Source organism: Desulfocurvus sp. DL1XJH-121 (assembly GCF_054819825.1).
Genome location: NZ_JBTVWW010000001.1, coordinates 59088 through 81503, shown reverse-complemented (window position 1 = coordinate 81503; position 22416 = coordinate 59088). Strand labels below are relative to the sequence as shown.

General features: G+C 67.9%; 20 protein-coding genes. 15 read left to right on the top strand and 5 right to left on the bottom strand.

The window, feature by feature from the left end; translation table 11 throughout:
* Positions 1-41 precede the first annotated feature (41 nt).
* The 3 genes from thiE to ACYYG1_RS00375 form a co-directional block, all read right to left on the bottom strand.
* Positions 42-743 carry a thiamine phosphate synthase gene (thiE, locus tag ACYYG1_RS00385; RefSeq protein ID WP_461208279.1) on the bottom strand — a complete coding sequence of 234 codons (702 nt, stop codon included), beginning with the start codon at positions 741-743 and terminating at the stop codon, positions 42-44.
* Complete coding sequence (thiM, locus tag ACYYG1_RS00380) at positions 740-1588, bottom strand: hydroxyethylthiazole kinase (RefSeq protein ID WP_461208278.1); 849 nt, start codon at positions 1586-1588, stop codon at positions 740-742. Before thiM ends, thiE begins: the two co-directional genes overlap by 4 nt.
* A 253-nt stretch (positions 1589-1841) precedes the next feature.
* Entirely contained in the window at positions 1842-3770 is a 1929-nt protein-coding gene (locus ACYYG1_RS00375) for a hypothetical protein (protein ID WP_461208277.1), read from the bottom strand.
* Positions 3771-3975: 205 nt separating this feature from the next.
* Here ACYYG1_RS00375 and ACYYG1_RS00370 point away from each other — a divergent pair, with 205 nt between their 5' ends.
* Entirely contained in the window at positions 3976-4458 is a 483-nt protein-coding gene (locus ACYYG1_RS00370; RefSeq protein ID WP_461208276.1) for a CBS domain-containing protein, read from the top strand.
* Positions 4459-4715: 257 nt separating this feature from the next.
* Entirely contained in the window at positions 4716-5618 is a 903-nt protein-coding gene (locus tag ACYYG1_RS00365; RefSeq protein WP_461208275.1) for a delta(1)-pyrroline-2-carboxylate reductase family protein, read from the top strand.
* Positions 5619-5640: 22 nt separating this feature from the next.
* Here the strand turns inward: ACYYG1_RS00365 and ACYYG1_RS00360 are convergent, their stop codons facing one another.
* Positions 5641-7098, bottom strand: coding sequence for an aminotransferase-like domain-containing protein (locus ACYYG1_RS00360; RefSeq protein ID WP_461208274.1), 1458 nt, complete (start codon positions 7096-7098; stop codon positions 5641-5643).
* Positions 7099-7220: 122 nt separating this feature from the next.
* On the opposite strand from ACYYG1_RS00360, the gene ACYYG1_RS00355 reads away from it, so the two are divergent.
* The gene (locus ACYYG1_RS00355) at positions 7221-7916 is read left to right on the top strand and encodes a type 1 glutamine amidotransferase (protein WP_461208273.1); all 696 of its coding nucleotides are present in this window, start codon (positions 7221-7223) and stop codon (positions 7914-7916) included.
* 1 nt (position 7917) lies between these two features.
* Positions 7918-8397 (top strand): pyridoxamine 5'-phosphate oxidase family protein, encoded by a 480-nt coding sequence (locus ACYYG1_RS00350; protein WP_461208272.1) that lies wholly within the window; start codon positions 7918-7920, stop codon positions 8395-8397.
* A gap of 80 nt (positions 8398-8477) precedes the next feature.
* Here ACYYG1_RS00350 and ACYYG1_RS00345 read toward each other — a convergent pair whose 3' ends face one another.
* A complete protein-coding gene (locus ACYYG1_RS00345) occupies positions 8478-9482 on the bottom strand; it encodes an HD-GYP domain-containing protein (protein ID WP_461208271.1) in 1005 nt (334 codons plus the stop codon).
* 371 nt (positions 9483-9853) lie between these two features.
* Between ACYYG1_RS00345 and mraZ the strand changes: the two genes are divergently transcribed.
* Genes mraZ through murC form a run of 11 tightly spaced genes read left to right on the top strand, consistent with a single transcriptional unit; the run spans position 9854 to position 22415 of the window.
* The gene (gene mraZ / locus ACYYG1_RS00340) at positions 9854-10309 is read left to right on the top strand and encodes a division/cell wall cluster transcriptional repressor MraZ (protein ID WP_461208270.1); all 456 of its coding nucleotides are present in this window, start codon (positions 9854-9856) and stop codon (positions 10307-10309) included.
* A 9-nt stretch (positions 10310-10318) separates the two neighbouring features.
* Positions 10319-11308, top strand: a complete 990-nt coding sequence (gene rsmH, locus ACYYG1_RS00335) for a 16S rRNA (cytosine(1402)-N(4))-methyltransferase RsmH (protein WP_461208269.1) — start codon at positions 10319-10321, stop codon at positions 11306-11308.
* Entirely contained in the window at positions 11305-11604 is a 300-nt protein-coding gene (locus tag ACYYG1_RS00330) for an FtsB/FtsL family cell division protein (protein WP_461208268.1), read from the top strand. Before rsmH ends, ACYYG1_RS00330 begins: the two co-directional genes overlap by 4 nt.
* Before the next feature lie 4 nt (positions 11605-11608).
* The gene (locus tag ACYYG1_RS00325) at positions 11609-13597 is read left to right on the top strand and encodes a penicillin-binding transpeptidase domain-containing protein (RefSeq protein ID WP_461208267.1); all 1989 of its coding nucleotides are present in this window, start codon (positions 11609-11611) and stop codon (positions 13595-13597) included.
* A gap of 16 nt (positions 13598-13613) precedes the next feature.
* The gene (locus ACYYG1_RS00320; protein WP_461208266.1) at positions 13614-15044 is read left to right on the top strand and encodes a UDP-N-acetylmuramoyl-L-alanyl-D-glutamate--2,6-diaminopimelate ligase; all 1431 of its coding nucleotides are present in this window, start codon (positions 13614-13616) and stop codon (positions 15042-15044) included.
* Between the two features lie 2 nt (positions 15045-15046).
* Positions 15047-16438 carry a UDP-N-acetylmuramoyl-tripeptide--D-alanyl-D-alanine ligase gene (locus tag ACYYG1_RS00315; RefSeq protein WP_461208508.1) on the top strand — a complete coding sequence of 464 codons (1392 nt, stop codon included), beginning with the start codon at positions 15047-15049 and terminating at the stop codon, positions 16436-16438.
* A complete protein-coding gene (gene mraY, locus ACYYG1_RS00310) occupies positions 16435-17511 on the top strand; it encodes a phospho-N-acetylmuramoyl-pentapeptide-transferase (RefSeq protein ID WP_461208265.1) in 1077 nt (358 codons plus the stop codon). The genes ACYYG1_RS00315 and mraY overlap by 4 nt, the downstream gene beginning before the upstream one ends.
* Positions 17512-17534: 23 nt before the next feature.
* A complete protein-coding gene (gene murD / locus ACYYG1_RS00305) occupies positions 17535-18800 on the top strand; it encodes a UDP-N-acetylmuramoyl-L-alanine--D-glutamate ligase (RefSeq protein ID WP_461208264.1) in 1266 nt (421 codons plus the stop codon).
* Entirely contained in the window at positions 18797-19930 is a 1134-nt protein-coding gene (gene ftsW, locus ACYYG1_RS00300) for a putative lipid II flippase FtsW (protein ID WP_461208263.1), read from the top strand. The genes murD and ftsW overlap by 4 nt, the downstream gene beginning before the upstream one ends.
* Positions 19930-21033, top strand: a complete 1104-nt coding sequence (gene murG, locus ACYYG1_RS00295) for an undecaprenyldiphospho-muramoylpentapeptide beta-N-acetylglucosaminyltransferase (protein WP_461208262.1) — start codon at positions 19930-19932, stop codon at positions 21031-21033. Before ftsW ends, murG begins: the two co-directional genes overlap by 1 nt.
* The gene (murC, locus tag ACYYG1_RS00290; RefSeq protein WP_461208261.1) at positions 21033-22415 is read left to right on the top strand and encodes a UDP-N-acetylmuramate--L-alanine ligase; all 1383 of its coding nucleotides are present in this window, start codon (positions 21033-21035) and stop codon (positions 22413-22415) included. Before murG ends, murC begins: the two co-directional genes overlap by 1 nt.
* The last annotated feature ends 1 nt before the right edge of the window (position 22416 follow it).

Sequence of the window (22416 nt, the reverse complement as noted above, 5' to 3'; positions counted from 1 at the left end):
AAATGGAAGAAAAAACGGCTTAGGCCAGCGGTAACGGCGCGCTACGCACTGGCCCCGGTAATTCGCAGATCGTCGCATAGAGCGGCGGATGCGGGGGCCTGGCTACGTAGCGCGCCGCATACAGCGACGCGTAGTTCGCGCGCGGCTACTTGGGGGTCGGAGGCGGTGCAGATGGCGGAGACCACGGCCACGCCGTGGGCTCCTGCCCGTGCGGCGTCGGCGGCGTTGGCGGCGTTGATGCCGCCGATGGCCACCAGGCGGTGGTGGGAGGTCCGGCGCAACTCGGCCAGGCCGTCGAGGCCCCAGGCGGGGGCGGTGTCGGTCTTGGTGGGGGTGTCGAACAGGGGGCTCACGCCCAGGTAGCCCACGTCCCAGCCCTCGGCCTCGCGGGCCTGGTCCATGGTCTCCACGGACAGGCCGATGAGGGCGTCGGGGCCCAGGATGCGGCGGGCTTCGTCGTAGGGCATGTCGGACTGGCCCACGTGCGCGCCGTCGGCGCCCACGGCCAGGGCCACGTCCACGCGGTCGTTGATGAGCAGCAGGGCTCCCGTGTCCGCGATGGCGTTCTTGACCGCGCGGGCCAGGTCGATGAATTCGCGTGTGGAAGCGTGCTTTTCGCGCACCTGAACCACGCCCGCGCCGCCCAGGGCGGCGAGGCGCGCGGTCTCCGGCACGCCCCGGGGGGCGCACAGGGCCGAGTCCGTGACGAAGTACACGGACAGGTCGGCGGCGGGCCTGCTCACACTTCCTCCAGGACGATGGACGAGGCGATCTGTCCGGCGTCCAGGTTGTACAGGGCGTCGTAGAAATGCAGTTGCAGGGTGCCCGGGCCCTCGGCCTTCTTGCCTGCCGCGTCGCCCGCGGCGCTCATCACGGCCATGCCGGACACGGCGGCCCGCAGCGGGTCCTGCTCCACGGCGGCGAAGGCCCCCACCACGGCGCTGGCCGTGCAGCCCATGGCCGTGACCTTGGGCATCAGGGCGCTGCCGCCCTTGACGAGAATACAGTGTTCGCTGTCGGCCACGATGTCCACGGGGCCGCTGACCACCACCGCGCAGTCGCAGCAGGTGGCCAAGTCCCGGGCCACGCCCACCAGGCCCTCGCCGGAGTGCGCGCTGTCCACGCCCTTGGGGCCGGTCAGATTGCCGCTCGCGGCGGCCCGCAGATGCTCGGGGCTGGCCGCGTCCAGGGCGGTGCACAGGGCGAGGATTTCCGAGGCGTTGCCGCGGATCACCGCGGGCGCGCATTCGCGCAGGATGGACAGGGCCGTGACCGTGCGCAGGGACGAGGCCCCAGCGCCCACGGGATCCAGGAGCACGGGAACGCCGCGTTTCTGGGCCGCGATGCCCGCCTCGATCATGCTTTCGATCCACATGGGGCTGAGGGTGCCGATGTTCAGCACCAGGGAACCCGAAATGGCGATGAGGTCGTCCAGTTCTTCGATGGCGTGGGCCATGATGGGCGAGGCCCCGAGGCAGAGGAGGGCGTTGGCGGTGTTGTTCATGGCCACGAAGTTGGTGATGTTGTGCACCAAAGGCGCGGCGGCGCGGACTTTTTCCAGGTCCGCGTATATGGAGGCGGTGTCCATTGGGATTCTCTCTTTCGTGTTCCCGTCGTCAGGCGGTCCGGCCATTGATACTCAAAAGTTTTCGGATTGCAATAGCCCGAGGCCCAGGAGACGGAAATTGTGTTTGAAACCGACGAAATTGTCGCCCGGGGTCACTTTCCGCGAAGCGGATCCCGGCGCAAACCGTTGCGGGCCGGGGATCGGTGCGATTTTACGCGTTTGCTAGAATTGTCGCTGCTTGCATTACGAAACGCGTAATATAAAGATGAATATTCTATTCACTACGTCGCTGGAGCATGCCCGTGATGCCGATGATCAAGAGGCCGGTGAATATCCAACCCAGGCAGATGTAGAACCAGAAAAAGACGTGGAGGAGGGATGTCCAAGTCAAATATTTTTGACCAAGGGGTTTCAGAATTATGAGCACCAGAGGAGTGAGCTTGGTTTCATCATAATTAGCAGGTATCCAGTAGTCCTCTTGGTCCAGGTCGATGAAGGGGACGAAGGTATCTATGGCGTAGGCAACGGCGTTGAAGCAAGGATAGGGCTCGCCCTGCATGGTGGCGGTTAGGTCCTGGCCCTGCCGGATGTTCCAGGTCTGTGCCCGCACCATGAGCCCGCCCAGGTAGGCTGCGTGGAAAATTACGATGCCCAAAGCTATGGACCCAGCGATCCAACCAAGGGCCTTTTCGGGCTTGTATCCGTATGCGAGAGTGCGACCGAACCACTTGTGCCACAAGCTTCGCAACCAGCCCATGTTGGGGTCGAATTCCCTGAGCCGCCGATTCTTCTCAATGAGTATTTCCCGCGCGTCCCGCTCGTGTCCGGCCCGGCGCAGGGCCGAGGCCAGTTGTTCGTAGGACTGGGGCGTGTGCGCGCCCTTGGGTTGCAGTGCCAGCCAACGCTTGCGCGTCGCCGCGTCGCGCGGGGCCGTGTGGTGGATGTCCGTGTAGGTCAGGCCGTGCAGGCGCAGGTTCCCGGGGGCGGGCCAGCTTGCCTCCTCGTCCATGAGTACGCCCAGGGTGGCGCATTCCAGGCTCAGTTCCGCCGCATTGGGATCAAGCAGGCCGTGGTACTGGAACGTACCGTGAACCGTGGCCCGGCTGAAGTCCAGCTTGCCCTGGGCCTGGAATCCCTTGCGAAGCCCCACATATCCGCCCACGGTTATGCTGTCGGCGTATAGCGCCGTCTCCCCGGGATTGTTGAAGACGCCTTGGTCGCAACGCAATTTCCCTCCGATATTTGCGCCCATGAAGCTGACTTTTCCCGTGGCCTGGAATCCCTTTTCCAGGAAGACGTTTCCTCTGATGTCGGCCGTGCTTGCGTCGAGGGCATAGCCGCCGACGCAGGTGAATTGTCCCCCTCCGCATTCCAGGTTGCCGCCGATGTCCGCGCCAAGGAATCTTGTTTCTCCCACTGCTTGAAAGTCGTCATCCAGAAAGACGTCGCCTTTGACGGTCATCCCGTCCGCGTTGAGGGCCGTGCCCTTGGGGTTGCCGAAGAGTCCGTTGCTGCATTCCAGGTTACCGCCGATATCCGCACCGAGAAATCTGACCTCGCCCCTGGCGTGGAACTCCTTGTTCAGAAAGAGGGAGCCGTTAATGGCGGCCCTGTCCGCGTCGAAGGCGAATCCTTCGTCGTTTTCAATGCATCCACCGCCGCAAGTTAGGTCTCCGCTGATTGTTGCTCCAAGGAGCCTGGCTCCGCCCTTGATGGACGTCCAGTTGAGAAAGAGGGATCCATGAACGTGCACTCTGTCGCTTTCAAATGGACCTATATAGGAGTTGTTAATATATATTCCTTTTATGTGCGCATCGTAGAGAGTCAGCCCCGCATGAATAGCACATTGAAATAAACCGATACTGAAAGGTATGTCGGCAGCTCTAAGATCAATATTGTTCTCGATTCGTGCGCCCTGGATGCACGGACCCTGGCGATGCACGTACGGTTGCGCCTCGCGGTTCGCGCACAGCCATTCCAGGCATTCGCTGCGGATGATTTTCTCCGTTCCCCATTCCGCTGCCTGGGCCGGGTCGATTTCATCGTCGTCCCCCCAGCCGCACGTCACCGTCTCCCCTGTCGGGGCCTTGGTGAACAATTCCACCTCGGCGGCGGACAGCTCCTCGAAGCGTTCGCGGGCCAGGGCCAGGAGGGCGGAGGCGGTTTGGGCATCGGTCATGCGGCAAGCAATATCAGATTTCATATCTCCGGGGCAACGGGCGGGTAGCCCCGGCGCGCGGGATTCGGGGGTGTTCCGGGACGCCGGGCAATCGTCGGCGTGGGCTCGCGTCCAACCCGGGAGTTGCCCAACACCGCGACATGACATACACAAGAATCGAGGACGCCCAACGCCGTGGGGTGCGGCGGGGCCGGGACACGTACTCATACAAGGAGTTGCCATTGTGCTGATGCGCAAGCGAGCCTGGGATTTGATGCGTGACGATTTCATCAAGGTGGGAGAGGACGTGGGGCTGGTGGAGCTGATCCGCACCCTGCACGAGGCGGTGGCCGAGGACGCGGACAACCACGTGGCCGTGGTCTACGACAAGGACGGCAAGGCCCTGGGCGTGATCTCCATGTGGAGCGTGATGAAGAAGCTCGAGGCCTGCGTGTTTTCCGAGGAGGTCCTCATGGCCCACGAGGAGGGCGATTGGGACCGGGCCTTCGCCCGCGCCTGCCGCGCCTGCGCGGACAAGGGCCTGGAGGGGCTCCTGGAGGGCGACGCCATCTACGTGCTGCCCAACGATCCCCTGGTCATCGTGGTGGAGACCCTGCTCAAGCACCGTCGCAACTGGGTGCTGGTCAAGGAGGCCGAGCAGGTCCTGGGCGTGATCTTCAAGAGCGACATTTTCAGGGAAGTCAGTAGCGACGTGCTGCGCCACGTCCAATAGCAGAGCGTCCACAAACAGCGATCTGCTGCGTTACTGCGAAAATGCAAACCCTCCCGTACGGGGAGTACGCTTCGGTCTTGCACAATTTTGCAGGAGGGCAAAATTGGTCGATGCGGCGAAGCGCATCGCCCGCAGGGGCGCTGGCCAGGACGGCCAGCGAACATTTTTTTTGCGCCTTGCATCTCACTATTTGTGAACGCTCTGCGGCGGCTGCTGGGCTACATAATTTCCAATAATCATCTGGCACCGGAGACGGGATGAAAGTCTATTCCGCGCGGGAGACGGCCGATCTCCTGCCGTACAAGGAACTGTCCGACGCCGTGGCCGACGTGCTGCGCGCGGCCGCGTGGGGCGAGGCCCAGGCCCCGCCGCGCCTGGTGCATTCCCTGCCCGACGGCGGGAGCCTGCTGCTCATGCCCGCGTCCGACGGGCGCATGGCCGTGACCAAGGTGCTCACCGTACTGCCGGGCAACGCCCACCGTGGCCTGCCGCTCATCAGCGCCGACGTCCTGGCCCTGGACGCGGCCACGGGCGAGCGCCTGGGCATCCTGGACGGGCAAACCGTCACGGCGCGGCGCACGGCCGCGGCCAGCCTGCTGGCAGCGCGGACCCTGGCGCGGGGGCGTGGCGGCCCCTTGCTGGTAGTGGGCGCGGGGGTGCAGGCGCGGGCGCACCTGGAAGCCTTCGCCTCGGGCCTGGGCGTGCGCCAGGCCTATCTCTGCTCGCGTTCCGGACAGAATCTCATGAGCCTGGCCAACCACGCCTTGTCCCTGGGCGTGGACGCCTCGGTGGTGGCCTCGCCCGCCGAGGTCCTGTCCCGCTGCCCCCTGGTGGTCACGGCCACCACCAGCCGCGAGCCCGTGCTCCCGGACGACGCCCTGGACCTCCTGATGCCCGGCGCGTTCATCGCGGCGGTGGGCTCCTTCACGCCCGAGGCGGCGGAGATCCCCCCCGGCGTGGTGCGCGGGGCCTTCGTGGTGGCGGACACGCCCGACGTGCGCCACGAGGCCGGGGACCTGATCCGTGCGGACGTGGACTGGGGCCGTGTCTCCTATCTGGCGGACGTCCTGGACGGGCCCGCGCCCGAGGGGCCGGTGTTCTACAAGTCCGTGGGCAGCGCGCTCTTCGACCTGGCAGCCGCCAGGCTGGCCCTGGGCTGAGCCGGGGCGAAATCCGAACCTTTCAGGCCGCGCCTTCGGGCGCGGCCTTTTTCATCATTTCGGCCACCGCCTGACCCAACCGCTCCACGGCCTCCTCCGTGCCGTCCTCCCAGACTCCCGGGCAGTTGATGCGGATGTAGTCGTCGAAGGTCCCGGACAGGGTCTGCAAGCCGCCCGGGGTCACGGTGACGCCCAGGTCCCGCGCGCGCAGGAACAGCTCGCGCGAGTCCACGCCGCCGGGCAGGCGCACCCAGAGGCAGATGCCCCCGGCGGGCAGGGCGGCCTGGGTGCCCGGGGGGAAGTGGCGGCCGATGGCGCTGTGCAGCCGGGCCGCGTAGGCGGCCATGGAGGCGCGCAGGCCGCGCAGGTTGCGTTCGTATTCCCCGCGCCGCAGGAATTCGGCTACGGCCATTTGCGCGGGGTTGGCGGCGAAGGCGTTGATGCCCGTGCGCGCCGCCTTGAAGGCCTCCGCGAAGCGGCCGGGCAGGGCCCAGCCCACGCGGTAGCCCGGGGCCAGGGTCTTGCTGAAGGACGACACCGCCGTGATCAGCCCGGTGCCGTCGAAGGCCTTGCACAGGCGCGGCCGCTCGGGCCCGAAGTGCAGGTCCCCGTATACGTCGTCCTCGATGAGGGGGATGCCGCGCGCCGTGAGCAGGTCCACCAGATCGGCCTTGGCCGCGTCCGGGGTCAGGCTGCCGTCCAGGTGGAAGTTGGCGATGACCAGGCAGGCCCGGATGGTGAAGTTGGAAAGCGCCTCCTCCACCAGGTCCACGCGGATGCCCCTGGTGGGGCAGGAGGGCACCTCGATGGCCCGCAGCCCGAGCTGTTCCAGCACCGAAAAATACACCAGATAGGTGGGCGACTGCACCAGCACCGCGTCCCCGGGGTGGGTCATGCACTTGAGGAGCGTCATGGCCCCGTCCCGCGCGCCCGTGGTCACGAAGACCTCGTCGGGCAGGGCGGATACGCCCGCGGCCATGGCCCGCAGGGCCAGCTGCCTGCGCAGGTCGGGCAGTCCCTGGTGCGGGGCGGGGGCCGCCGCTAGGTCCGGGGCCTCGCGCACGGCCGCGCACAGCCGCCGGGCCAGGGCCGGGCCGCCCAGGAGGGAGGCGTGGGGAAAGGAGCTGTGGAAGAAATGCCCCTCGCACTGCCCGTGCTCGTCCTGGGAGGCGCGCAGCAGCCCCTGGCGCGAGAGGTCCACCGCCCCGGCCTGGGCCCCGGGCTCCAGGGTCGGGCCCGTGAGGCGGCCCCAGTCCTGGCGCACGTAGTGCCCGGAGCGCTCGCGCGATTCCAGCACGCCCCGGCTCTCCAGCCCGGCATAGGCCTGGGCCACCGTGGGCACGCTGACCCCCCTGGCCGCGCCCATGGCGCGCAGGGAGGGCAGCCGGTCCCCGGGGCGCAGGCCGCCGTCCTCCAGGAGCTTCAGGATGTGGTCCTCGATGGCCTTGTAGCGGTAGGGCGGGGCGGGCGTCGCGGGCATGGGTGTCCAAGTCTGTTAAGGTTGCTGTTCATATGAATTGCATCTGTTCAATTAACAGCGAGGTGCGTCAATGTAAACGCGTGCCGCCCACGGCCGGGCGGCCGGAGACAAGGAGAGAGGCGATGCGGATTCGGACATTGGAACACGTGCCCTTCGAGGGGCCCGGGGCCATCGCGCGCTGGGCCGGGGAGCACGGCCACGAGCTGCACAGGACGCGGGTCTTCGCGGGCGAGCCCCTGCCGGAGTCCGGGGACGCGGACCTGCTGGTGGCCATGGGCGGGCCCATGGGCGTGCGCGACGAGGGGCGCTTGCCCTGGCTGCGCGCGGAACAGGATTGCCTGCTCCGGGCCATGGACGCCGGGCGCGCGGTGCTCGGCGTGTGCCTGGGGGCGCAGCTCATGGCCCGGGCGCTGGGCGCGGAGGTTGAGCCCAACCCGGCGGGCCGCGAGATCGGCTGGTTCCCGGTGACCCGCTCGGGGGAGGGCGAATCCTCCGTGTTCGACGGGTTCCCCCGGGTCTTCCCGGCCTTCCACTGGCACGGGGACACCTTCGCCATTCCTCCGGGCGCAGTGCGCCTGGGCGGGAGCGCGGCCTGCGCCAACCAGGCCTTCGCCCTGGGCGACCGGGTGGCGGGGCTGCAATTCCACCTGGAGACCACGCGGGAAAGCATGGACCTGCTCATCACCAATTGCGCCGACGAGCTGGCTCCCGCGCCCTTCGTGCAGACCGTGGGTCAGCTGCGCCGGGGCGCGGCGGGCATCGCGGCCCTGGAGCCTCTGCTGGACACCCTCTTAGCCAACATCACCAAGGAGTTATGACATGCGGCACGAGAAACGCGAGATCAAGGACAAGGCCAGGGTGGAGGCGCTGCTCACGAGCTGCCTGACCATGCAGCTCGGCCTGTGGGACGGCGAACGGCCGTACGTGGCCACCGTGAACTTCGGCTACCGGGACGGGGCCGTGTACTTCCACGGCGCGGCCAAGGGCCGCAAGATGGACTGCATCCGCGCCAACGGGCTGGTGAGCTTCGCCACGGTGGTGGACAGCGAGCTGATCCGCGCGGAAAAGGGCTGCGGCTTCACCACCCACTACACCTCCGTCACCGGCTTCGGCCGCGCCGAGGTGCTCACGGACCCGCAGGACAAGGCCCGGGCCCTGGACGTGATCATGGCCCAGCACGGCGGCCCCGTGGACTCCTACGACCCCAAGGTCCTGGAATACACGGCCGTGGTGCGCGTGGCCCTGGAGCAGCTCACGGGCAAGGTCAACCCCGCCTATCCCGGCGACCCCCAGGTATAGCCGCCCGGGTTTCGGAAATCGGAAAAGACCAAGGCCGGAGGGACGTCCCTCCGGCCTTGGTTCGTTTTGCGCGGGGAAATCTAGAGCTTTTCCGAGTACAGGGCCTCGAGGATGTGCTTGGCCATCTTCTGGGTGTATTTGCCCTCGGCCTGGGAGATCTGCATGGCGGCCTCCTTGGGATCCATGGCCTCGGCGAAGGGCCGCTTGGTGGTCATGGCGCAGTAGGAGTCCACCACCGCGCAGAGGGTGCCCAGGAAGGATATCTCCTTGAGCTTGTTGGGATAGCCGCTGCCGTCCAGGCGTTCGTGGTGCTCCATGATGCACTGCTGCATCTCGTCGAACTGTAGCCCCAGCTTGAGGGCCATCTTGGAGCCGAGCAGCGGATGCATGTTGACCTTGGCGCGTTCGTCCTGGGTCAGGGGTTTGGCCTTCTCGCGGATGAACGGGGGAATCTTGGCCATGCCCATGTCGTGCAGGAACAGGGACAGGGCGACCTTGTCGTAGTCGCGGCGGTTGGAGCCTCCCGGGCGCATCTTCTCGAACAACCACAGCCCCAGCACGCCGGTGTTGAAGCTGTGGTTCTCCAGGGTGTGCTCCTTGTGCATGCGCCGCACCAGGGCCCGGATGCGGTTCAGGTCGTTCCAGAGATATTCCGTGAGCACCATGAGGTCGTTGTAGAGCTTGGTGAACACGGGCTTCACGGGCTGCTCCAGGAATTCGGCGATGCGGTCCGTGAGGGCGTAGGAGAATATCTCGGCGATCTCGCCTTCCTTCAAGTTCTCGTCCACCAGCACCAGGTCCAGCTGCTTGGCGATGTGCTTGGAATAGATGGAGTGGTCGCTGCGGGCCACGAATATGTTGCCTTCCTTGCACAGCTCGGCCAGCTGCTCCTGCTTGGCCGTGTCCATGCGGTCCCCCTGCTTCTCGAAGAGCAGGATCTGGGCCGTGTCTTCCTTGAGCACGTACAGGTTCAAGGGCGGCCTGAACTTGGGAAAGCTGGCCAGGATGTCCAGGCTGATCTGGTAGTATTCCTCGGCGAGGTTGTCGACGATGTTGGATTTGAGCGTGGTCTTCAGGGAACACATTGGGCATGACCTCGTGGCTGCTTTCCGGGCCGTCCGTCCCACCCCATCGGGCTTCCCGGGCGGCCTCGTGCTGGTGTCCTCCGCGTGCCCGGCCGGAGGGGCCGGGCGAGGTTTCCACGCCGTCTCCCCGTTTCCAGGCGGATGACGGCGGTCCTGCGGTCTCCGGTTTCCCGTTTCCACGTGCGCGGCCGGACTTACGCCTATCCCTTCTGTTTTTTCAGCGGATTGTCAACCGTGGACCTTTACTTTTTGATATTTTCTCTAAATAATTTCTAGAAAACTCAACTCTCCCGCTGGAATTTCCTTGCATGCGCCCACGGTCTGGTGGTAGATAGTGGTAAAAAGTGGGAAGAAGTGTAAGACCAATGCGCATGTTCAGAAGCCATTCCAACCGCAGCCTGGACCCCAAGGGGCGGCTGATGATTCCCCCGGAGTTCAGGGAGGTCGCGGCTTCCCTCGGTTCCGAGGGGTCTCTGATGCTGACCAATTTCGACGGCTGCGTGATGGCCTACCCGCTGCCCGAGTGGGAACGCATCGAGGAGAGCTTCAACCGCATCAACGGTCTGGACAAGCGTCTGCGCAATTTCCAGCGCTTCTTCATCTCCGGTGCCACCGAGGTCTTCCTGGACAAGCAGGGGCGCGTGCTCATTCCGCCCCACCTGCGCGAATACGCGGGGCTCGGCAAGGACGTGGTCGTGGCCGGAGTGGGCAAGAAGTTCGAGATTTGGGATCGCGGCCTGTTCGAGACCAAGCGCCGCGAGATGGAAGAGAGCTTTGACGAGGATATGGCCGATCTCGCGGACAAGGGCTTCGAGCTTCGGTTGTAGGAGACGGGCATGAGCGAACAAGACGGGAAGGCACCCGCCGAGCGGCACGTCCCCGTCCTGTTCGACGAGGTCATTGACTATTTGAGGCCCGCGCCGGGCATGCGGTTCCTGGACGGAACCCTGGGACTGGGCGGGCACACCGAGGGGCTCATGGAGCGCTCGGGCGGCAAGGCCGAGGTGTTGGGGTTGGACCGCGACGCCCAGGCCCTGGAGCTGGCCCGCACGCGCCTGGCCCGGTTCGGGGACAGGGTCCGCTTCGCCCAGACGCGCTTCAGCCGCTTCGCGGGCGCCCTGGCCGAGATCGGCTGGGATGAGCTGGACGGCGCCCTGGTGGACGTGGGGGTTTCCTCCATGCAGCTGGACGACCCCGAGCGGGGCTTCAGCTTCATCCACGACGGCCCCCTGGACATGCGCATGGGGCACGCCGACGGACAGGCCCCGGCGAGCAGAATAGTGAATACGGCGTCCGAAGAGCGCCTGAAATTGATTATCGGCCGCTTTGGCGAAGAACCCCAGGGGGGGCGCATCGCCCGGGCCATCATCCGGGCCCGGGAGAAAAAGCCCATCGAAACCACCCTGGAGTTGGCGGCCATAGTTGAAAATGCCTACCCGCCGAAAATGCGGGCCAAGGCGCGGAACCACCCGGCTACCCGGACCTTCCAGGCGCTGCGCATGGAGGTCAACGGGGAACTGGACGAGCTTCAGGAATACGTCACTGGGATACTGCCTTTCCTGAAGCCCGGAGCGCGGCTGGCGGTCATTTCCTTCCACTCGCTGGAGGACCGGATCGTCAAGCGCGCATTCCAGCGGGAGGCCAAGGGATGCCTCTGTCCGAAAGAGGTTCCCATTTGCACCTGCGGGCATGTCCCGCAACTGCGGATACTGACAAGAAAGCCTGTCACAGCCACCGAGGCCGAGCGGGATGCGAATCCCAGGGCGCGCAGCGCCAAGCTCAGGGTGGCCGAGAAGCTGGCGCCTCCTTCGGGGGGGACCCGGTGAGGTCCGTTCGCTGGTGGATCGCGGTGATGGGGGCGCTGGTCCTGGCCCTGGGGCTGGGCGTGGTCCTGTGCAATATCGAGCGCGTGGGCCTGGCCTACGACCTCAAGACATTGCAGGGCGAACTGGACTCGGCGAGCTCCCTGGTGACCAGGCTGGAAATGGAGCGCGACAGCTTGCTGTCGCCACACAGGCTCAGGGCCAGGGCGGCCGAGTTCGGACTCGAGCCCGCCGGCCAGGGGCGGCTCAGGCGGTTGCCCGCCAAGACGCCGGGCGCCGACAAGCCATCACAGGAGTAGGTTCATGGTTGCCAAGTACGCACCGCGACACGTCAGAAACCGGGATTGGGCCGGTATTCGTCTGGCGGCGGTGGCGGTGCTCTTCGGCCTGGCCTGGATCGCGCTCTGGGGCCGGGCCTTCCAGGTCCAGGTGCTCAAGGGCGACGAACTGTCGGCCATGGCCCGTCGGCAGCATCTGGCCAGCGAATTCGTGAGCGGCGAGCGCGGCAGGATCATGGACCGCAAGGGCCGGGTGCTGGCCCAGAGCGTGGAATGCCGCTCGGTGTTCGTGCGCCCCGCCGAGATCAAGGATCCGGCCGAGGCCGCGGTCCGGCTCGGCCGGGTGCTGGGCCTGCCCTCCCACGACGTGGCCCGCGACCTGCGCTCCCGCCGCCCCTTCGAGTGGCTGGCGCGCCAGGTGGGGGACCGCGAGGCCGCCCTGGTGGAAGGCCTGGACCTCCCCGGCGTGCACCTGGTGGACGAGTACAAGCGCATCTACCCCAACGGCTCCCTGGCCGGACAGCTGCTGGGCTTCACGGGCTACGACGGCGAGGGCCTGGAGGGCATGGAGCGCTCCATGGACAAGGCCCTGGCCGCCAGGACCGACCGCGCCGTCGTCCAGCGCGACGCCCGGGGCCGGACCCTGTATCTGGACGGGGCCACGGACGAGGCCGCCCAGAGCGGGCAGGACGTGGATCTGACCATCGACGCGGACATCCAGGCCGTGGCCGAGGCGGCCCTGGAGCGGGCCGTAACCGGGAACAAGGCCGCCAACGGCACCTGCCTGGTGGTAGACGTGGCCAGCGCGGAAATCCTGGCCTGGGCCCAGTATCCCTTCTTTAATCCCAACATCTACCGCCAGAGCGGGCCGGGCGTGTGGCGTAACCGCATCGCCCTGGACGCCCTGGAGCCGGGCTCGACCCTCAAGCCCTTCGTGGTGGCCGCCGCCCTGCAGGAAGGTGTGATCAAGCCCGGGAACACGTATTTCTGCGAGAACGGCAAGTGGGAGGTTCCCGGGGCCGTGATCCGCGACACCCACAAGTACGGCAAGCTCACGGTGCGCGAGATCATCACCCTGTCCTCCAACATCGGAGCCGCGAAAATCGGCCTGGACCTCGGGGCCGAGCGCCTGTACGGCTACCTGTCCCGTTTGGGCCTGGGCAGACGCCCGGGCCTGCCCCTGCCTGGCGAAAGCCGGGGCATCCTGCGCGAGGCCGATGCCTGGACCCAGGTGGATACGGCCAACATTTCCTTTGGACAGGGCGTGGCCGTGACCCCCCTGCAGCTGGCGGAGGCCTATCTCTGCTTGGCCAGGGGCGGCGTCTACACGCCGCTTCGCATCCTGCGCGACGGAACCGGACCCCAGCAGGGCGCCGAGGTGCTGCACCCCGACGTCTGCCGCGAGGTGCTGTCCATGCTGCGCGAGGTGGTGGAGGGCGAGGGCACGGGCCGCGCGGCGCGCATCGAGGGCCTGCCCGTGGGCGGCAAGACCGGCACGGCCCAGAAGGCCTCGCCCTCGGGCGGCTACGGGGACGAATACCTGGCGTCCTTCGTGGCCCTGATTCCGGCGGACAAGCCGCAATATCTCATCCAGGTCATGGTCGACGAGCCCCAGCCGCACCACTACGGCAGCGTTGTCGCCGCGCCGGCGGTGCGGGACATCGCCATACAGACCCTGGCGCAGCTGGGCAAGCTGCCCGAGCCGTCCGTGGAGGCGGCGCGGGCCATTGCAGATGGAGGACAGAACAATGGGAATGATGACGGACATCGTGTCGGGATGGCTGCGGTCGACGGCCTTCGCCCTGAAATTCGGAAGGTGGGGCGTACCGTACCGGATGTCGTTGGCCTGTCCGTCCGGCGGGCCGTTGAGATATTCGCCGATGCCGGAACCGTCCCGGATTTCCGGGGGGACGGCGTCGTCGTCCGCAAGCAGGACCCCCCTTCGGGCCGTCCCTGGCCGCAGCGGGGACGCGCCTGCGTCCTCTGGCTCGGCGACCCTCCGGACCGGAGCTGAGGGCCGGGACGTGGTCATGTGGGAGGAATTGCTGCGCAAGGTCGCGGGCGGCCTGATGGTGCGCACGGATTCCCGCCAGGTGCGCCCGGGCGAGGTCTTCGTGGCCATGCCCGGGGCCAAGGCCGACGGCGGGGCCTTCATTCCCGACGCCGTGGCGCGCGGGGCCGCCTTCGTGGTGGCCCGGTCGGGCGCCCGGTTCCCGGCCGGCTGCGCGGCGCAGCTGGTGGAGCACGACAACCCCCGCCGCGCCCTGGGCGAGCTGGCGGCCGCGCGCTTCTCCACGCGCAAGCTGGGCCTGACCGTCATCGGCGTCACGGGCACCAACGGCAAGACCACCGTGAGCTACATGCTGGAGCACCTCCTGGCCAAGGCCGGGCGCAAGGTCGGCGTGGTGGGCACGGTGAGCTACCGCTGGCCCGGGTTCAACCTGGAAGCGTCCATGACCACCCCGGACTGCTGGCAGCTGCACGAGCTCTTGGCCAACATGGCCGCCGCGGGCGTGGACACCGTGGTCATGGAGGTCTCCTCCCACGCCCTGGACCAGGACCGCGTCTGGGGCCTGGACTTCGACGTGGCCGCCCTGACCAACGTGACCCAGGACCACCTGGACTACCACAAGACCATGGACGCCTATTTCCGGGCCAAGGCCCGGCTCTTCGAGGATTGGCCCAAGCCCGGCAAGGCCGCGGTGGTCAACGCCGACGACGCCTACGGCCGCATGCTGCTGACCCGCTGCGAGAACTGCGTGGGCTACGGCCTGTACTACCCGAGCATGGGCCCGGGCCCCGGCCTGTCCGGGCGCATCAAGACCAGCTCCTCGCGCGGCCTGGAGCTGGAGATGCACTACGGCGCGGATTCCTGGGTGCTCAACTCGCCCCTCATCGGCCGCCACAACGCCTCCAACCTGCTCACGGCCCAGGCCGTGGGCCTGGCCCTGGGCCTCAGGCCCCGGCACCTGAAGGCGCTGGAGGACTTCACGGGCGTGCCCGGCCGCCTGGAGCGCGTGCGGAACGCGCGCGGCCTGGACGTGTTCGTGGACTACGCCCACACCCCCGACGCCCTGGAGAACGTGCTCTCCTCGGTGCGGGAGCTGGATTTCCGCCGGTTGTTCTGCGTGTTCGGCTGCGGCGGCAACCGCGACAAGGCCAAGCGCCCCCTCATGGGCGAGGCCGTGTGCCGCTACTGCGACGTGGCCGTGCTGACCTCGGACAACCCCCGCGACGAGGAGCCTGGGGCCATCATGGACGACGTGCGCCCCGGCCTGTCCGGGTGCGCCGAGGTCATCGAGGACCCGGACCGGGCCCAGGCCATCGCCCTGGCGCTGGACGCCATGCAGCCCGGCGACGTCCTGGTCATCGCGGGAAAGGGCCACGAGACCTATCAGGAGGTCAAGGGCGTGCGCACGCATTTCAACGACGCCGAGGTCGTACGGGAGCTGGCTTGCTGAATGTGACCCTCGCACAGGCCGCCGCCGCCATGGGCGCGCTGGGCGACATCGGGACCGGAGCGGACACGACCCTGGCGGGCGTGTGCACGGACAGCCGGCTGGTGCGCCCGGGCGAACTGTTCTTCTGCCTGGCGGGCGAGAACTTCGATGGCCACGAGTTCGCGGGCCGCGCCGTGGGTGCCGGGGCCCTGGCCGTGGTGGCCACCCGGCCCCTGCCGGAGATCGAGGGCCGGGTTCCCGTGTTCATGGTGCGCGACGTGCTGGAGGCCCTGGGCGCCCTTGGCGCGGCCTGGCGCGCGGCCAGCAAGGCCACCGTGGTGGCCGTGACCGGCTCGGCGGGCAAGACCACCACCAAGGAAATGCTCGCCTGCATCCTGGAGCGCCTGGGCGACACGGGCAAGAACTACAAGAACCACAACAACCAGCTGGGCGTGCCCCTGTGCATGCTGGGGCTCACGGGCCGCGAGCGGTTCTGGGTCCTGGAGCTGGGCATCAGCCAGCCCCGGGACATGGACGAGCTGGCGGCCATGGTCCGGCCCGATGTGGCCGTGGTGACCAACATCGGCCCCGCGCACCTGGAAGGCCTGGGCGGGCTGGAAGGCGTGGCCCGGCACAAGAGCGACGTCTTCAAGTACCTGGCCCCGGGCGGCACGGCCGTGGCCAGCGTGGACTACCCCCTGCTCTGGGAGCGCGCCAGGGAACTGGCCCCCGGGGCGGTGGGCTTCACGGCCAGGGACGCCGCGGCCCCCTACGCGGGGAGCTACCTGGGCCCGGACGGGCGGGGCGGCGGGCGTTTCGCCCTGTCCCTGTGCGGCGACGGCGTGGAGTTTTCGGCCCCGTTCACGGGCCGCTATTTCGCCGAGAACATGGCGGCGGCCGCCGCCGTGGCCCACGGCCTGGGCGCAACGGCCGGGGACGTGGTGGCGGGCATCAAGGCCGCGGGCGTGCCCGAGCACCGCTTCCAGGTCATGCGCGCCGGGGCCTGGACCGTCATCGACGACACGTACAACGCCAATCCCCTGTCCATGCGCAACGCCGTGGACAACGCGGGGGAGCTGGCCGGCGACGGGCCCCTGGTGCTGGTTCTCGGCGAGATGAAGGAACTGGGCCCCGGGGCCGCCGACCTGCACCGCGAACTGGGCGAACACCTTGCCGCGAGCAAGGCGGCCGCCGTGTTCTGGCACCAGGGACAGGGCGACGCCGTGGCCGAGGGCTTGGCCCGGGGCGGCTGCGCCCACGGGCTGAGGAAGATCGGGGACCCGCGCGATCTGCGGGCGAATTTGAAGGAGTTGGAGCTCGCGGGCGGCGTGATGCTGGTCAAGGGTTCCAGGTCCTGCAGGATGGAGCGTTTCGTGTCCGCCATGACGGACGCCGCAGGGGAGGACGCCGAGTGATCTACAATCTGCTGTATCCGCTTTCCAGCGAAGTGGGCATCTTCAACGTCTTCCGCTACATCACCTTCCGGTCGGTGTGGGCGCTGTTGACGGCGCTCCTGGTGACCATCGTGGTGGGGCCGATGTTCATCCGCTGGCTCAAGCGCGTGAAATTCGGCCAGGAGATCCACGAGGACGTCAGCGGCCACATGCACAAGGCCGGGACCCCCACCATGGGCGGCCTGCTCATGGGCTTCGGCGTGCTGCTGGGCGTGTTCCTCTGGGCGGACCTGACCAACGTCTACATCTGGCTGGCGCTGTTGGTCTTCACGGGCTTCGGGGCCGTGGGCTTTCTGGACGACTGGTTGAAGGTGGCCAAGAAGCACAACAAAGGCCTCTCGGCTACGGCAAAGTTCGGCCTGCAGATCATCGTGGCCGGGGTGGCCCTGTACCTCCTGGTGCAGCAGCCCGCCTACGACACGCACCTGTTCTTCCCGTTCTTCAAGTCGCTCAGGCCGGATCTGGGCTGGTTCTACATCCCCTTCGCCGTGCTGGTGGTGGTGGGCGCGTCCAACGGCGTGAACCTCACCGACGGCCTGGACGGCCTGGCCATCGGCCCGAGCATCGTGGCCGGGGCCTGTTTCGCGGTCTTCGTCTACGCCACGGGCCACGCGGCCATCGCCAAGTACCTGCAGATCGCCAGCATCCCCGGCATGGGCGAGGTGGCCGTGTTCTGTGGGGCCCTGGTGGGCGCGGGCCTGGGCTTCCTCTGGTACAACGCCTACCCCGCGCAGGTCTTCATGGGCGACGTGGGCTCCCTGTCCATCGGCGGCAGCCTGGGGTTCGTGGCCGTGCTCTGCAAGCACGAGCTGATCCTGGTCATCGTGGGCGGCCTGTTCGTGGTGGAGACCCTCTCGGTGATCCTGCAGGTGGGCTACTTCAAGTTCACCGGGGGCAAGCGCATCTTCCGCATGGCCCCCCTGCACCACCATTTCGAATTGAAGGGCATTCCGGAATCCAAGATCATCATCCGGTTCTGGATTCTTTCCATCCTCCTGGGGCTGATGGCCCTGTCCACCCTGAAGTTGAGGTAGGGACGATGGACGCTCGCGCAGATATGAAGAACAGCACCGTGGCCGTGGTCGGCGCCGGGACGTCGGGCCGCTCCGCCGCCCGCCTGGCCGTGGACCGGGGCGCGAAGGTGCGCCTGTTGGAGCGCAGCCAGACCCCGCCCGCCGAGGCCGCCGAACTGGAGCCCCTGGGCGTGGAGCTGCTGCTGGGCGAGCACTCGCCCGAGCAGTTCGCCGGCGCGGACATGGTGATCCTGTCCCCGGGCGTGCCCCTGGCCAGGATCAAGGCGCTCCTGCCCGCCGCCGGAGGGCCCGAGGTCATCTCCGAGATGGAGCTGGGCTACCGCTTCGCCCGGGGCCGCATCCTGGCGGTCACGGGCACCAACGGCAAGACCACGTCCTCGGGACTGGCCGCGCACATTCTCCGCAGGGAGGGCCACTCCGTGTTCCTGGGCGGCAACATCGGCACGCCCCTGTGCGAGCACGTCCTGTCCGGCGAGGCCGCCGACGTGCTGGTGCTGGAGGTTTCCAGCTTCCAGGCCCAGGCCTGCACCACCTTCCGTCCGGAGGTGGGCGTGCTGCTCAATTTCGCCCCGGACCACCAGGACCACCACGCGAGCATGGAGGAATACCTGCGGGCCAAGCTGAACATGTTCGCCAACATGCACTCCGAGGACCTGGCCGTGCTGCCCGCGGCCATGCGCGACAAGCTGGAGGACTACTACTTCACCCGCGCCCGCATCCACTGGTTCGAGTCCACGGACCGCTTCGAGTCCGAGTGCCTGCCCGGGGCCCACAACCAGTCCAACATGGAGGCCGTGTTCCAGGCCGTGAAGCGCTTCGGGATCACCGAGCGCGGCATGCGCGAATCCCTGGACGGGTTCGAGCCCTATCCCCACCGCCTGGAGCTGGTGGGCGAGCGGCGGGGCGTGCGCTTCATCAACGACTCCAAGGCCACCACCGTGGACGCTCTGGCCGCCGCCCTGGAGACCTTCGATGCCCCGGTGCTGCTCTTGGCGGGCGGCGTGTACAAGGGCGGCGATCTGGCCGCCCTGGCCCCGCTGATTCGGCGCAAGGTCAAGGCCGTGTGCCTGTTCGGCGACAGCCGCGAGATTTTCGAGAAGGCCTGGGCCGGGCACGTGCCCCTGGCCTGGGAGCCGGCGCTGGAGAAGGCCGTGCATCGCCTGATGACCTGGGCCGAGCAGGGCGACGTGATGCTCCTGTCCCCGGCCACGGCGAGCTTCGACCTGTACAAGAACTACAAACAGCGGGGCCTGGATTTCAGGCGCATCTTCGAGGAGCTTGGCGAATGAGCAGCGTGGCCGCCCAGGCAAGCGGGCCCCCCCGCCACGCCGTGCGCTGGCGCATGGACTGGACGCTGTTGGCCAGCGCCCTGGTCCTGGTCGGCCTGGGCCTGATCATGGTCATGAGCGCCAGCGGCTTCATGGCCGAGCGCTCCTACGGCGACGCCTACATCTTCTTCCGCCGTCATTCGCTGTACGCCCTGTGCGGGCTGGTGCTCATGGTCCTGGCGGCCTTCGTTCGCCGCGAGATCTTCCGCCGCCTGGCCTATCCGGCGCTGGGGATCGTGGTGCTCCTGCTGCTCTTGACCTGGCTCACGTCCCTGGGATTCGAGGCCGGCGGGGCCAAGCGCTGGCTGCGTCTGGGGCCCCTGTCCGTGCAGCCCCTGGAGGCCGCCAAGGTGGCCCTGGTCTTCTATCTGGCCTATTTCTTCAGCCACAAGCAGGACAAGATCAAGACCTTCAGCGTGGGCTTCCTGCCGCCGGTCATGGCCACGGGCTTTTTGTGCCTGCTCCTGCTGGCGCAGCCGGACTTCGGCGGGGCCGTGTTCCTCTGCCTGCTGCTGTTCCTCATGAGCCTGGTGGGCGGCACCAGCCTCATCTATCTGTTCGCCTCCATGGTCCTGGGACTGGGCTGCGCCTTCCTGCTCATTTCCCAGTCCGCCTACCGCATCAAACGCTGGACCGCGTTCCTGGACCCATTCGGCAACGCCCAGGACACGGGCTACCAGCTGGTGCAGTCCCTGTTCGCCTTCGGCTCGGGCCGCTGGACCGGCGAGGGACTGGGCGCGGGCAGGCAGAAGCTCCTGTTCCTGCCCGAGGCGCACAACGATTTCATCATGGCCATCGTGGGCGAGGAGCTGGGCTTCCTCGGCGTGTCCCTGGTCTTCGTCTGCATGGGCGCGCTGCTCTGGCGGGCCTTCATGATCAGCCTGGCGCAGGAGGACGCCCAGGACCGCTTCCTGGGCTACGGCCTGACCCTGATTTTGGCCATCGGCGCGGTGCTGAACATGGCCGTGGTTCTGGGCATGGCCCCGCCCAAGGGCGTGCCCATGCCGTTCCTCTCTTACGGCGGATCGAGCCTCCTGGTGTCCTGCTTCTGCGTGGGCGTGCTCCTGAATCTTTCCAGGAGGCGCGTCTGATGCGGCGCGTCGTCATCACCACCGGCGGCACCGGGGGCCACGTGTTTCCGGCCCTGGCCGTGGCCGAGGAGTTGCGCCGCCGCCATCCGGAAGCGGACATCCTCTTCGTGGGCGGCTGCCACGGCCGCGAGCGGGAGTTCGCCGAGGCCGCGGGCCTGCGCTTTCTGGGCCTGCCCGTGCGCGGGGTCATGGGCCGGGGCCTGCGCGCCGTGGGCGCTCTCTGGGGCCTGGGCCGGGCCGTGGTCCGCTGCTGGTGGCTGATGCTGGGCTTCAAGCCCGAGGTGGTGCTGGGCTTCGGAGGCTACGCGGGTTTCGCCCCGGTGCTGGCCGCGTCCATGCGCGGCATCCCCTGCGCCGTGCACGAGCAGAACAGCTACCCGGGCAGCGCCAACCGCCTGCTGGGCCGCTGGGTGGATCGCGTGTTCCTGAGCTTCCCGGACGGCCACGGATTTTTCGACGCCGCCAGGGCCGAGATCACGGGGAACCCCGTGCGCGGCGCCCTGGTGGACCTGGGCGAGGCTTCGGGCGAGACGCGCGAAGGCGGCAAGCGCCTGCTGATCCTGGGCGGCAGCCTGGGCGCGCGGCCCCTGAACAAGGCCGTGTGCGCGGCCCTCGGCGGCCTGCGCGAGGCGGGCTTCGAGATGTTCCACCAGACCGGCGAGGCGGACCTGGCCGAGGTGCGCGCCGCCTACGAGGCCGAGGGCTGGACCGGGCCGGACGCGCGGGTGGAGGCCTTCATCCGGGACATGGCCGGGGCCTACGCCTGGGCCGATCTGGTGCTCTGCCGCGCCGGGGCCACCACAGTGGCCGAGCTGGCCGTCACGGGCAAGCCCAGCGTGCTGGTGCCGTATCCCCTGGCCACCCACGACCACCAGACGGCCAACGCCCGCTACCTGGAGAAGGAGGGGGCCGCCGTGATCCTCGCCCAGAACCTGCTGGGCGAAGTGAACCTGGCGAAATCTTTGGACACGCTGTTTACAGCGCCCGGCAGGCTCACGGAGATGGGCCGCGCAGCGCGCTCCCTGGGCAGGCCCCGGGCCGCGGCCGTGCTGGCCGACGCCGTGGAGGCCCTGGCCGAGGGCAAGAATCGCAAGGAAGGATAATGAAGGACAAGATCAAGAAGATACACATGGTGGGCATCGGCGGCTCGGGCATGAACGGCATCGCCGAGGTGCTCCTGAACATGGGCTACGAGGTCGCTGGCTCGGACCTGGCGGACACCCCGGTGACGCGCAGGCTGGCCGGGCTCGGGGCCGTGATCCACAAGGGCCACGCCGCGGAGAACGTGGGCGAGTGCGACGTGCTGGTCAAGTCCACGGCCGTGTCCGAGGACAACCCCGAGGTGCGCGAGGCCCGCAAGAAGGGCATCGCCGTGATCCCCCGGGCCGAGATGCTGGCCGAGCTGATGCGCCTGCGCACGGGCATCGCCGTGGCCGGAACCCACGGCAAGACCACCACCACGTCGCTTTTGGCCACCATCTTCACCGAGGCGGCCATGGACCCCACGGTGATCATCGGCGGCAGGCTGAACACCTTCGGCTCCAACGCCATGCTCGGCGGCGGCGAATACCTCATCGCCGAGGCCGACGAGTCCGACGGCTCGTTCCTCTGCTTGAAGCCCATCGTCACCGTGGTCACCAACGTGGACCTGGACCACATGGATTTCTACCCGGACCTCGACGCCATCAAGGATTCCTTCGTGGAGTTCATGAACGGCATCCCCTTCTACGGCCTGAACGTGGTCTGCGCGGACAGCCCGGTGGTGCGGGACATCCTGCCCCGGGTCAAGCGCCCCGTGATGACCTACGGCATCGAGGACGAGGACGCGCGCTTGCGGGCCGAGATCAGGGAGTGCGAGGCCGCCAGCTGCTTCGACGTGACCCTGGACGGCGAGGCCTGGGGCGAGGTGGTCCTGGCCCAGCCCGGCCGCCACAACGTCCTGAACGCCCTGGGCGCCATCGGCGTGGCCATCGAGGCGGGCATCGCCAAGGATGTGATCATCGCGGCCCTGGCCAAGTTCGGCGGGGTGGGCCGCCGCTTCGAGCACAAAGGCGAGGCCGGGGACGTGATGGTGGTGGACGACTACGGCCACCATCCCACGGAGATCCTGGCCACCCTGGAGACGGCGCGCCAGTGCTACCCGGCCAAGCGCCTGGTGGTGGCATTCCAGCCCCACCGCTTCACGCGCACCCAGGCCCTGTTCGGCGAGTTCTGCCGGGCCTTCGGCCTGGCGGACCTCTTGCTGCTCACGGAGATCTACCCGGCCAGCGAGGCCCCCATCCCCGGTGTCAGCGGCCAGAGCCTGGCCCAGGGCATCCGCCAGGTGTCCGAGACTCCGGTGCTGTTCTTCGACGATTTCGACGCCATGAGCGCGGCCCTGCCCGAGGTGCTGCGCCCCGGCGACCTGCTCCTGACCCTGGGGGCGGGCAACATCTGGCAGGTCGGCGTGGGCTGGCTGGAACGCGCCGGGAGCCGGGGAGTCTGAT